Consider the following 12,878-nt stretch of genomic DNA (forward strand, 5'->3'; position numbering starts at 1 on the left):
ACTTAAGTGGTACAGCGCTGGCTTCCTGATTCAACGGGGCGGGGCGTCCAACAAAACGGAAGTTTTGACGAGGAAAGGCTTACATCCCCTTCACAGGCAGAAGCGCTAGTCCCTAACGCCAGAATCCGCAAGGCTTCATTTCTAATATTCATCGCTGCATTTACATCACGGTCATGGTGCGTACCACAATGCTCGCAAGTCCATGCTCTAACATCAAGAGTGAGATTATCAACTCGATTTAGGCATACATGGCAAGTCTTAGAGCTAGGAAACCATCTATCGATTTCAACGTATTGTTTTCCTTCACTCTGGGACTTGTACTTGAGCATCGTGCAGAACATACCCCAGCCAACATCACTAATAGCTTTGGCTAAATTATGGTTCTTTACCATGCCTTTGATGTTGAGATTTTCTACTGCAATAACTTGGTTTTCGTTAACTATCTTGCGGGATAGCTTGTGCAGAAAATCTTCGCGGCACCGGGCAATTTTGGAGTGGACTTTTGCCACCGCCAGTTTCGCCTTTTTCCTGTTTTGACTGTTTTTCTTTTTGCGAGAAAGCTTTTGCTGCTTGCGTTTCAAGTTTCGTTGGCGCTTGACAAAATGCTTGGGATTGCCAAACTTAGAGCCATCACTGGTAATCGCAAAATGAGTTAACCCGACATCAATGCCAATAGCTTTATCTACTGGGACTAACTCAGGCTGTTCTTTTGCATCGTCAATCAAAACAGAAACAAAGTGTTTACCGTCCGGGTTGCGAGATACGGTAACAGTCTTAATGCTTCCCTCAAAGTCACGATGTCGCCGACAGAAAACTAAACCAATTTTAGGTAAATTGATATAGTCACCCTCAAATTTGACATTTTGAGGGTAACTGATCGACTGCCTACTATGCTTGGCTTTAAATTTGGGCAGCATAGCCCTCTTGTCAAAGAAGTTTTTGTAGGCAGTAGATAAATTCAATGCAACCACCTGCAAGCATTGAGAATATGGCTCTTTCAACCATTCGTATTCTTTCTTGAGTACAGGGAGCAAGCCTTGTATGTATGCTCTGGATAGTCCTTTTCCGGTATTCTTGTAAGTTTCTTGACATAAATTCAAAGCATAGTTCCAGAACCATCTCGCACAGCCAAAAGACTTTGCAAGCAAGACATCTTGCTCATTTGTGGGATAAATTCTGTACTTGTAAGCTTTATACATTTATCAGGAGTGCAGAATACCGATAAAATTATCATAGCGCACAAAAATGATTATTGATTCGCTGTCGCTCAATTTATTTTATGACTCTTTTTCATCCCGACGCTCACCTTCGGTAGAGCGCGGGACTTCCCATTCGCATTAGTTAAGATGGGAATCGGCCAAACAGGGCATCGGGCTTCCAGTCAACAGTCAACAGTCAACAGTCAACAGTCAACAGTCAACTGACAACAGTCAACTGACAACAGTCAACTGATACCGCTAGGGAATTGATTCCCTAGCGGTATAAATGCCGTGAGGGTTTGCAGGAGATGTGGATAATCACAAGGTTTAAACTCCTACCCGAAGTCCGTACAAACTCAAAGCTCGATCGAACTTTCATTCAAATTCGGCAGCACTAGGCATAACCAACCAATTTCAATATAAAAAATATACAACTACTTTCAGTGATATTACTTAGTCCCATATTTTTTTAAACTTTCTCAAATTAGCGATCGACTGCGCCAGAGGAAACTAGCATCGCCATTCAAGCTATACCGCTAAACTTTAAAATTTATTACTTTTGACACTTGACATGAATAAAGTGTTACACTATACAAACAAATTAAAAAACTTTATAGTCGCAAATTTGAGCGCTTACTACAATGAACACACAAGTATTTAAGCATTTCAATGAATTGCAGCAACATATCGATCCATTACCTCTAGAACAAAAAGAAAATTTTACCAGTAATATTAACAATTTATCCTGCTCTTTGCAGGAATTGTCAGTCGAAACTCAGCAAATTTTATCAACAAAAGAAAAGCAAACTAAATCAGAACAAATTAACCACTGTTTAGAACTTAAAGTATCTCAACAAGGTGCTCGAATCAGAAATTTAGAGCAGCAGTTAGACGAAAGTCAGGTGCAGTATAAAAAAGTGACTCAGGTGCTGACAAAAGCAGAAGTAAGATTGCACACTCTCCTCGCAAATTCTTCCGATTTAATCACAATTATTGAAGCTGACGGGCGGATAGGAGACGAAACTTCGGTGGCGCTAGAGCGGATTTTAGGCTACAAACCAGAACAAAAAATCGGTAAATTATATAATGATTTAATCCACCCAGATGATGCCCCTGCTTGGCAGGAATATTTTGCCAACTTGCTCAAACAACCGGGGATTGCACCGCCCATAGAATATCGCAAACGCCACGCTAACGGTGACTGGGTATATTTAGAAACCATTGCTAACAATTTACTACACGATTCCAGCATCAACGGCATAGTAATCAATTCTCGCGATATCACAGAGCGGAAGCTCTCAGCAGCAGCGTTAGAAAAATCGCAACAGCAAATCGTTAATATCTTAGAAAACATCACAGAGGGCTTTTATACGCTCAACCGCCATTGGCAGTTTACTTACATTAACCAGAAAGCAGAAGATTGCTGGTACAGAAAGCGTCAAGAGCTTTTAGGTAAAAATATTTGGGAGCAGTTTCCAGAAAGCGCAAAGACGATTTTTTTTAATGAACTTCATAATGCCGTCTCCCGTAATGTTGCTGTTAAATTTGAATGGTATTACGAGCAGCCAAATATCTGGTTGGAAATCGAAGCTTATCCGTCGGAAGAAGGTTTATCTGTGTTCTTTCAAAATATCACGGCTCGCAAAAACCAAGAAGATGCGCTGCAAAAAATCCACTCTCAGCTCCTACAGCAAACCAACCTGCTCAATAGTGTCCTCTCAAATACACCGGGCAGACTTTTGATGTTCGATCGCGCAGGGCGGTTAACTTATATCAATCGCGCCGGATTAGAGTTAACTCCGCTGTCAAAAACCTGCATTTTAGGCAAATCAGTAGCAGAAATTGGCTGGCCGCCAGAACTGATCGAACTCCACAATAATTGCTGGAAAAATATACTAGCCACAGGAGAAAGTTTAACAATAGAAACAGAGTTTATTCATCCGCGCACCGGGCGCAGGAATTATTGCAGTTACATTTTTAGCCCGATCGCGAATGCGGAGGGTAGCATCGAAGCAGTTCTCGTGACAAATAGAGACATTACCGAACTTAAAACAGCCGAAGCAGCTTTGCGGGAATCAGAATCTCGCTATCGCATTCTCTCGGAAATTACCTCAGATTTTGCCTATTCTTTTAACCTATTGCCCGACAAAACTTGGGTGTGCGAGTGGATGACTGAAGCTTTTACTCGGATTACAGGCTATAGTGCATCAGAAATCGCAAATTCCGGTTGGCCCGAATGCAACTGCATCCATCCCGAAGATCGAGAAATGCTGCAGGAACAAATGCAGTCTCGCTCCTGCAGCAGCAAGGAAGTCAGCGAATATCGAATTGTCACCAAATCCGGTGAAATCCGCTGGCTGTGGGATTGCCGGCAAGTTGTGTGGGATGAAGCCGAGAATCGCGCTGTAGGTGTTTACGGTGCTTGTCAGGACATCACCGAACACAAGTTAGTAGAGGCTAAATTGTGCGAAACCAATCAAGTTTTAGAAGGGTTAATTGAAGCTTTGCCCGTGGCGGTTTTTGCTGTCGATGCGTCGGCTGCGGTGACGCTGTGGAATCCGGCGGCGGAGCAAATTTTGGGCTGGGAAAAATCGGAGGTTTTGGGGAAGATTTTGCCGATCGTCCCCAGCGATGAAATTCTCGACTTTAGCGCTATGCTTCAGTCAGAATTGGCAGGAAAAGCGCCAGTTGCCAAGCAGTGCCAGCGGCAGCGCAAAGACGGTTCATTAATCGATGTCTGTGTCTCAAGTTTACCGCTGCGAAATCCCCAAGGCATGATTACCGGGAGTTTGAGGATATTTTCTGCGATTTCCGCAGCCCTAGGAAAGCAGGAGAAAAAAGGGAATATCAAGGGCGAGGGCGATCTACTCGATCCCTTTTGGGCGCGTTACGTCAGCCTTCCTCACCTTAATGTTGCAAGGAGGCTCCCGCTATAACGAAGTTTAGCGGCGAGAGGAATTGCAACCAGTATAAACGTGCGACAGCACAACGGCAATAATTAAGCTATACTCATAGTAGTGAGTTTTTTGGTGAGATGGAACAAGTCCTGACTTTAGTTGTAAAGCTTCAAGCTAGTATCGAACAGCAACAATTGTTGTCCGATACAGCTTATGCTTTTGCGTCAGCTTGTAACTGGATTAATCAAAATGTTAATCATAACCTAACTAACAGAAACTCCATCCAAGCTGTCTGTTACAAAGATGTGAAAGAACAGTTTGGACTAACAGCTAACCATGTTGTTAGAGCTTGTGAAGCGAGTAGGAGCCAATCGTCTAACGGCAAAACAGAAAGGGAAAAAGGTCAAGAGCTTTAAGCCCACTAGCTTTGATTGTGATGCTAGGACTTTTCGTTTCGTTGAGTCAAATTGGACGGTGAGCATTTCTACAACTCTCAAGCGGTTAAAAGTTTCTTTGAGAGCTAGTAACTACCCTAAGGGCAAGCTAACAGGTCATAATCCTACTTCGGCTCAAGTTTGTTTGCACAAATATGGTTGCTGGTACGTCCATATTCAGCTAAAATCGGAAACTCCGAAACCTCAAAAAACAACTAACGTAATTGGTGTCGATTTCGGAAGGCGTGATCTAGCTGTAACTAGCACAGGTAAATCGTGGTCAGGTAAGGAGATTCAAAAAACTAGAGATAAGTATAGCCGTGTTCGGGCTTCTTTGCAAAAAAAAGCATCTCAAGGCACAAGGTCATCTAGACGTAGAGCTAGACAGATTTTGAAACGGTTAGGAGGACGCGCGGGAAGATACCAAGCATGGCTAAATCATAACATCTCAACAGCCATTATTAATGATGCAAAACAGACTCAATCCTTTGTTTCAATCGAAGATTTAACAGGGATTCGCGAACAAACTAACTCTAAACCCAGAAACAAGACTGAAAGAAGAAGGTCTAATTCTTGGGCTTTTTATCAGTTAAGAACGTTTCTCGAATACAAAGGAATAAAGGAAGGGATTGAGGTAGTTGCCGTCAATCCAGCCTATACGAGCCAAAGTTGCCATTGTTGTTTGCATATCGGTGTCAGAACCGAGAAGAAATTTAAGTGCAGCAATAAAGTCTGTGGTTGGATTGGTGATGCAGACGAAAATGGCTCGAAGATGATTGCATTATTGGGGGCGAGTGTAAGCCGTCCTAGAGGTTCTGAGTTGTTGTCTTGTGCAATCGCTCAAGGGCTACCAAAAGCCCCCACTATAGCGTTAGCTTAGTGGCGGGTAGTTTACCTCACCAACAAATAAACAAGTTCGCAGCGAATAATATCACTAACATAGGTTAGTATAGCCTTTCTGTGCTCTCATATTATGAGGTACTATGCGGCATAGGGCATAGGGCATACCTCACTTTTTTGAGAAAGGCTATAGTGCAATACGGTTCACTTAACATATTTATGCCCCGGAGATCCCCCTCGCATCCCCCGGATAGTCGGGGAGTAGGGGTTGACTTTGAGGGGATTCTTGTTCCCCCCTTTTTAAGGGGTGTGCCAGGGAGATCGTCTTAAGTAAACCGTATTGGGCTATAGTGAGGACTTCATTCCTTCTTAAATCCAACTAACAGCTAGCAATAATATCACTCAAATAAGTTAGTAGTGAGGACTTCATTTCTTCTGAAATCCAATCGGTAAAAACTCAAATTCTCAATAACTAATATCAAATCCTCTCTTCATCAGAATAGTAAATTCGAGTTCACTGTTGACGGTTGACGGTTGACAGTAAACAGTCAACAGTCAACATCATTCCGGTGTCACCGGAAATGATATAACCCGTAGTTTTCAATCTTCAACTCGTCTGACAGCCATGCGTTGCAGCGGCAGGCTGAGGATGCTAGAAGCAGTCAACAAGTAAGAAAGAACAGTAGTCAGCTTCAAACTGAGCAATAACCAGCTATCCTCTGGTAAATGAAGTTTCAGCCCGAAGACAGAAATGCAGTACACTATCCAGTAAGTAAAGCTCATCTCAATCAGCATTTCTTCGCTCAAAGCACGATCGCCCGCCAGCTTCGACTCACGCTTATCGCCCAGCAACAGCAGACCTGCAATTGAAGCCATAAAAGAAATCATCACCACACAGTCACGCCAGTTAAGCTCAACCATTTTCAACTCCGCTGCGATCTGAATTTTTGAAATTAAAAATCAGTCTAAGGGATAAGTTTTCCCGCTTCCAGCAATAGTTACAAATTGAAACAGCAGCAGTTACAAATCGCAATGAAAATGCACCGCAACCGCCCGCAACCGTCTCGTTTAGTCGGCCGAAAAGAAAAATCCACCTTAAATATTGTTAAGTTGGGAATACCTCGCCTGCATTTTGCCGACCTCTACCACAAACTGCTAACTCTTTCTTGGCCGCAATTTTTCCTTCTGATTTGTCTGTCGTATTTAGTCATGAATGGTTTATTTGCCTTAGCTTACTTGGCAGGAGGAGATTGCATTGCTAATGCTCGGCATGGTTCTTTGAAAGATGCCTTTTATTTCAGCGTGCAAACAATGGCGACCATCGGCTACGGCGCAATGTTTCCCCGCACCGATTACGCTAATACTATAGTCGCGATCGAAGCGTTTTTTGGTTTGTGGGCCGTGGCGATGGTGACGGGACTAGCTTTTTCAAAATTTTCCCGGCCAAGCGCTAGAGTTATCTTCAGCCGCGTAGCAGTAATAGCTCCTTTCAACGGCGTTCCCACTCTGATGTATCGCGCGGGAAATCAGCGCTTCAATCAAATTTTAGAAGCCCAGCAGGGAGTTACTTTGATCCGCGACGAAGTAACATCGGAAGGAGAATATATGCGCCGTTTTTACGATTTGCAATTAATGCGGAATCAATCTCGTATTTTTTCCTTAACTTGGACGGTAATGCACGCAATTGATGAGAGCAGTCCTTTGTACCAACTTACTGCTAAAGACTTGATGGAGCAGGAAATAGAAATTGTAATTACGCTCACTGGAATTGACGAAACAGTTTCGCAAACTATTAACGCGCGACATTCTTTTGTAGCGTCGGAAATTATGTGGAATATGCGGTTTGTAGATATTATTTTGAGAGCGCCGGATGGTGGTCGGGTGGTTGATTATACTCGGTTTCACGATGTGAAACCTATTGAATGAGACAAAATTTACCCGCGAGTGCGTCGAAACCCTATTTTTGGCGAAATATAGCTTTCCCACCTTGAATTTCCATAAAAACCCGGTTTCTTTGGTATCGATCCAGGAGTGCTATGAAAATTTTGATTTAGTCACTGCTAGAATACTTGTATGCCAAAATAAGCTAATATTTATGAACTCAATAGCTGCGAATATGACACTGAAAGAATTGCAACCGCAACTCCTAGCGTTAAGTCCCGAGGAAAAGACTCAAGCTATACAATTACTCGCCCAAAGTTTAACCAACTTTTGGGCGGGCATTCAAAAGACTCCAGATGTCATGGGGGGAGAAGCCTGTATCCGAAAAACTCGGATTCCTGTTTGGCTGTTGGTAAGTTATCGCCGTCAAAGTGCCACCGATGCTCATATTTTAGAAGGTCATCCGGATTTGAGTGCTGCAGATTTGGTGAATGCTTTTAGTTATGCTGAGGCATATCCTGATGAGATTGAAAGAGCAATTCGAGAACAGGAAGAGGCATAAACTGTGGCGCGTCTTTATGCAGATGAACAATACCCGTTTCCTGTTGTAAAATTACTGCGAAATTTGGGCCATGATGTCCTGACAGTTCAAGAAGCGGGTAAGGCTAACCAAAAGATTCCGGATGAAGAAGTTTTAGATTCTGCTATTAGCAATAATCGTGCATTTTTGACATTAAATAGACCGGACTTTATACAAATGCACAGGTTGAGTTCTGACCATGCGGGCATAATTGTCTGCACAAACGACCAAAACTGGGAACGGCTGGCTGTACGCATTAATGAAGCTATTTCTAATCTGGAAACACTGAGAAGTCTACTGATTAGAGTTAATCGACCGTCGGAGTGAGCATAAGTGATAGAATACATCGAGTATGAAATGAACTTGCAAACTTGACAAATAAATCCACTCTCAATTTACCCAATTAAACATAAAATACCGCTCTCCTAAAAGCTTTCTGTGCATCTTTTATTCCATCTTCCTTCTTCCATCGGACTGATGACGTTGTACGGAAAACTCGGAGGCGACAGCACTGATGACTAATGACTGATGACTAATGACTGATGACTAATGACTGATGACTAATGACTGATGACTAATGACTTCTTCCTTCTTCTTACTATGCGAATAATTCATACTGCTGACTGGCATTTGGGGCGGCGTTTTCGAGGGATCGATCGCACTTCCGAAATTGCGATCGCCCTCGAACAGATTTTGAAACAAGCCAAAGAGCTCGATGTCGATGCCGTGCTCGTCGCCGGCGACATTTTTGACGTTCCCAACCCTCCAGCCTACGCTGAGCGCGTTGCCTATCACTTTTTCTGCGAGCTCCAAGCTGCCGGAATTCCCGCAATTGCGATCGCCGGCAATCACGATTCCGCATCCCGCATCGACAGCATCGCCCAATTGCTCTCCCTCGCCGGCGTTCGCGCCCTAGGCAAACCCAAGCGTTCCGCCGACGGCGGCAGCATTACTCTTAATACAAAAAGCGGTAAACTCTGCGTGGGAGCGATGCCTTTTGCTTCCGAACAAAGACTGTTAGATGCTAATGCTATCTGGCACTCCGGCGATGCCAAAGTCCGCCAAGACTACCGCGAAATTGTAGCAGATTTACTGCAAGATTTAACTACAGATTTTCGCGACAATACTGTAAATATGCTGATGGGACACATGAGCATTGACGGCGCTCGCTTGGCCAAATCCGAAGTCGCTTATTACACGCGAGAAAAATACTTGCTTTCATCGCAAACTCTGCCACCAGAAGCCCAGTATATCGCCCTCGGACACATCCACATCCACCAGCGCATTGCTAAGAATTCCCTCGCCTATTATTCCGGTTCTTTGATTCAGTTAGATTTCGGAGAAGCCGAACAGGAAAAAGGATTTTGTTTGATAGAAGTTGAGCCTGGAAGTCAGGCAAAGGTAGAATTTAAACCTGTGGCTTGCAACAAACCGTTAAAAGTGCTTCAATGTGATAATGACAATCTTGATGCTGTTTTAGAAGCTCATCAATATCATCCTGGTTTCTTAAAGGTAATTGTCGATCTAGACAGCCCGCAAATCGGATTAGCCGATCGCGTGCGGCAAATCTGTTCTCAAGCGTTGTTGATTGAACCGCGCTATCGAGATGCACCGCTAGAAGCCACGGAAATGACTAATATCGATCCCAACAATTTCGATCCGGCGGCCGAGTTCTGCAACTATTACCAAAACCGTTTGGGAACGACACCGCAACCCGCTGTATTGGAGGGATTTCAGGATTTGTACAAGAAGTTTAAGGAAACAGTTAATAATTAAATTAGTAATTGGTAATTGGTAATTCTTTGCCATTACTCCGATGCCGAATGGACTTGATAAGTGCCACAGCACTCGGAAAAACATCATTGTAAAAATTCCACAATCTAAAATCCACAATCTAAAATCTAAAATCGTTTATGCGTCCACTAGAACTTTTACTCGAAGGATTTACCAGCTTCCGCCGGGAACAGCGTTTAGATTTTTCTCAACTCGATTTGTTTGCAATTACTGGTGCTACGGGTGCGGGGAAATCTTCGCTGCTAGATGCGATGACTTACGCGCTTTTTGGTACGACAACTCGCAGCGGCAAACAAGTAGGCGATTTAGCAAGTCAAGGTAGTAAAAATTTAAAGGTACAGTTGCGTTTTACTGTGGGTTCTGCCCAGTATCGGGTGACGCGGACATGGCGTTTTCGTCCAAAAACTCCTGAAAACAAGGTGATTTTGGACTGCTGGCAAAACGGCCAGTGGGAAACTTTGGGAACGAGTATTGTTGCAGTGCAAAATACGATCGAACAAATTTTAGGAATGGATTTTGATACTTTTACACGAGCAATTATTCTGCCTCAAGGAAAGTTTGATGAGTTTATTAAAGGGGATGCTTCTAAGCGCCGGGAAATTTTGCGGCAGCTAGCGGGATTTGAGATTTTTGAGCAGATGCGGAAGGAAGCAAACGAACTCGCAAAGTTGCTGAAACAGGAACGGGAAATGGTGGAAAGGCAGTTAGCTGACTTGAGCGCGCCGACGGCGGATGAGGTGGCCGGAAAGCGATCGCAACTTGGGATTTTAGAGCAGCAGTTACCTGAGTTCGAGCGCGCCGTGATGACAGCTCAGAAAGCCTTAGACGAAGAGGAACAGCTATTTTTACAAATCGCTCGGTGGCAAGAATTACAACAAAAATTGGCTGAGTTAAATGCTAGTTCCGCCGAGATTGAAATTTTAGCACAGCGTTTGGAAAGGGCGCAAGCTGCCAATCATTTACAGGGAGATTGGGCTTTAGTGCGATCGGCTCGCAGTCAAAATGAAACTGCCGAAAAAGCCGCTAAATCAGCGCGGGAACAATTAATTAAAGCTCGCTGCGAGCTAGCAGCAGAGCAACAGCAACTTGACGAGGCTCAAGCCAAAGCAGAGGCACTAGCACCACAATTTAAGGCTCGTGAAGATGCTCTGGCTGCTGCTAAAGTATATGAAGAACAGCGCACTCAATTAGAAAAAGAAGTGGCAATCGCCCAAAAAAGACAACAGGAAAAACTCCGCTTTTTCCAAGCGGCAGAAAAAGAATTGCAAGCTACTAACATTCAAATTCAGAATGCGGGTTTTCGAGTTACTAGAGCAGCGGTATTGCTCGAACAGTCTTCGCCGGGAGGAAAGCGTTTAGAGCAGTTGCAGGAAATTGCACCTTTATTGGTGGAACTTCAGCTTATTGCCAAACAGGGAAAAAGTCAGCAGGAAATGTTGGGTAAGTCTCTGGCAGAAAAAGAAAGTGCTCAACAGAATTATGTCGAAGTTGTCACTAATTTAACAGCGGCAGAAATCCGGCTCAAAGAGTGCAGCGACGAGTTAGAAGCGGCGGAAACTGCTAATGCGGAAGCGGCGCGTTTAGAGACTGTTGCTGCTGTCAGAATGTCGCTGAATTCTGGCGATACTTGTCCGGTGTGCGGCGGGGTGCATCCTGAGAGCGATTTGCTCCCTCCTTTACCGATTTCTAAGATTGTAGATGTTGCTGGTTTGCGCCGGAAACTGGCGACAGCAAATCAGTTTTTTCAATCAGCTCAAATGGCCGTGGCTGAGGGAAAAAGTGCAGTTTCATCCTGCGAGCAAAAACACTCGGAAATTGCTCAAATGTTAGAATTGACGGCGAAAAGAGTTGGCGAATTGCAGCACCAAATCTCGGAAATTCTGGAGGAGCGAGAATGGGAAGTGTCGCAGTTGCAGCAGGAGTTGGCCATTCTTAAAGAGAACGATCGCCAATATCGAGAAATCGAGCAACAATTCCAAATCGCATCCTTGGAATATAATAATTACGAAGAAAAATTAAATTTTGCAGCGACGACAAAAGCTGCTAAACAGCAAGAATATCAAGAGGCAATCGCCGAATCTGACCGCCGACAGCAGCAGTTACAAAGTTGTGTAAACGCGCTCTATCAAATTACCGAATATCAACCTTATGTTAATTTAGCACAGGCTTTAGAAACAGACAAGCAAGAGTTAAAGGATCTGCTGAGAATTGCCGAAAAATCTTATCGACTTGCTCAAAATATTGCTATTCAAGCTGCAGAAAGAGAGCAACAAGCGGGAGAATTTTTTGCACGAACTCAGGCGGAAAAACAGCAGCTAAATTTGGATTGGTTGGCAAAATTAACAGCGGCTGATTTCACCGAAGAGACTTTTTTAGCAGCGGTGACATTAGTTAACGAACAATTGCAGTGGGAAAATGCGATTCGATCCGTGCGGGAGTCAAAAATTCAGCTAGAGACGCGGGCGAAAGATTTGAGCGAGGCGATCGCGGGTCGGACTACCGATGAAGATACTTTAGCACAAGTGCGATCGGCAAAACAAACCGCCCAAGAAAACCTCAAACAAGCCAACAACAACCGCACCGAGCTTTTAGCGTGGGTACAAGTAGCAGCGCAAACCCTCGAACAATCCGAAAGACTGTCGCAGCAAATCACAAATTTCGCAGAACAAGAGCAAACCTACCACACATTAGCGCAAAATCTGAAATCCAACGAATTTCAATCCTACATTTTAGAACATTTAGAAGCAGAATTAGTCGGCAGCGCCACCGTAATTTTGCAAGAATTAACCGACAATCGCTACCAGCTAAAAAACCAAGAAGGCGAATACTGGGTAACAGATAATTGGAACGGCGGCGAAGCGAGACGAGTCCGCACCCTTTCCGGCGGAGAAACCTTTGCAACTTCCCTATCAATGGCTTTAGCTTTATCAGAAAAATTATCTCAAGGAGCTCAATTGGGCAGCTTATTTCTTGATGAAGGATTCGGTACCTTAGACGCAGAAACTCTCGAAAGCGTTACTCAAATTTTAGAATCTTTGCGGCAGCGAGAAAGACTAATTGGAGTGATTACCCACGTTCGAGGCTTGGGCGAAAGATTGCCCGCCCAAGTGAAAGTATTTAAGTCACCCCAAGGTTCTAGAATAGAAGTTGAAAAAGTTTAATACAGGGCGGTTGAAACCAGGTTTACACAAGCAAAACCCGACGAAAGCGGGTTTAAGATTGGACGGTTAACAGTACGTTATTTTCTTCAGTC

At 43.9% G+C, this 12,878-nt stretch carries 10 protein-coding genes; 8 read left to right on the forward strand and 2 right to left on the reverse strand.

The features are described from left to right. Positions 1-2: 2 nt before the first annotated feature. Positions 3-1,199, reverse strand: coding sequence for an RNA-guided endonuclease InsQ/TnpB family protein (locus IQ263_RS14775; RefSeq protein ID WP_228050064.1), 1,197 nt, complete (start codon positions 1,197-1,199; stop codon positions 3-5). 641 nt (positions 1,200-1,840) lie between these two features. Here IQ263_RS14775 and IQ263_RS14780 point away from each other — a divergent pair. From IQ263_RS14780 to IQ263_RS14785, 3 genes are all read left to right on the forward strand, one after another. Continuing rightward, a complete protein-coding gene (locus tag IQ263_RS14780; protein WP_194068088.1) occupies positions 1,841-4,135 on the forward strand; it encodes a PAS domain-containing protein in 2,295 nt (764 codons plus the stop codon). A gap of 98 nt (positions 4,136-4,233) precedes the next feature. Beyond that, a complete protein-coding gene (locus tag IQ263_RS28560; RefSeq protein WP_228050070.1) occupies positions 4,234-4,512 on the forward strand; it encodes a hypothetical protein in 279 nt (92 codons plus the stop codon). Further along, positions 4,433-5,410 (forward strand): RNA-guided endonuclease InsQ/TnpB family protein, encoded by a 978-nt coding sequence (locus IQ263_RS14785; RefSeq protein ID WP_228050065.1) that lies wholly within the window; start codon positions 4,433-4,435, stop codon positions 5,408-5,410. Before IQ263_RS28560 ends, IQ263_RS14785 begins: the two co-directional genes overlap by 80 nt. A gap of 560 nt (positions 5,411-5,970) precedes the next feature. Here the strand turns inward: IQ263_RS14785 and IQ263_RS14790 are convergent. Beyond that, positions 5,971-6,291 (reverse strand): hypothetical protein, encoded by a 321-nt coding sequence (locus IQ263_RS14790; RefSeq protein WP_194068089.1) that lies wholly within the window; start codon positions 6,289-6,291, stop codon positions 5,971-5,973. Positions 6,292-6,375: 84 nt separating this feature from the next. Between IQ263_RS14790 and IQ263_RS14795 the strand changes: the two genes are divergently transcribed. The 5 genes from IQ263_RS14795 (at position 6,376) to IQ263_RS14815 (ending at position 12,786) form a co-directional block, all read left to right on the forward strand. Then, on the forward strand, positions 6,376-7,296 hold the full coding sequence (locus tag IQ263_RS14795; RefSeq protein WP_333192712.1) for an ion channel: 921 nt from the start codon (positions 6,376-6,378) through the stop codon (positions 7,294-7,296). Between the two features lie 190 nt (positions 7,297-7,486). After that, positions 7,487-7,813, forward strand: coding sequence for a DUF433 domain-containing protein (locus IQ263_RS14800; protein WP_194068102.1), 327 nt, complete (start codon positions 7,487-7,489; stop codon positions 7,811-7,813). Between the two features lie 3 nt (positions 7,814-7,816). After that, the gene (locus IQ263_RS14805; protein ID WP_194068090.1) at positions 7,817-8,158 is read left to right on the forward strand and encodes a DUF5615 family PIN-like protein; all 342 of its coding nucleotides are present in this window, start codon (positions 7,817-7,819) and stop codon (positions 8,156-8,158) included. Positions 8,159-8,431: 273 nt separating this feature from the next. Further along, on the forward strand, positions 8,432-9,607 hold the full coding sequence (locus tag IQ263_RS14810) for a metallophosphoesterase family protein (RefSeq protein WP_194068091.1): 1,176 nt from the start codon (positions 8,432-8,434) through the stop codon (positions 9,605-9,607). Positions 9,608-9,744: 137 nt separating this feature from the next. Further along, entirely contained in the window at positions 9,745-12,786 is a 3,042-nt protein-coding gene (locus IQ263_RS14815; protein WP_194068092.1) for an AAA family ATPase, read from the forward strand. Positions 12,787-12,878 lie beyond the last annotated feature (92 nt).

Origin of the sequence: Tychonema sp. LEGE 06208 (assembly GCF_015207505.1) — a bacterium.
Taxonomy (GTDB): domain Bacteria; phylum Cyanobacteriota; class Cyanobacteriia; order Cyanobacteriales; family Microcoleaceae; genus Microcoleus.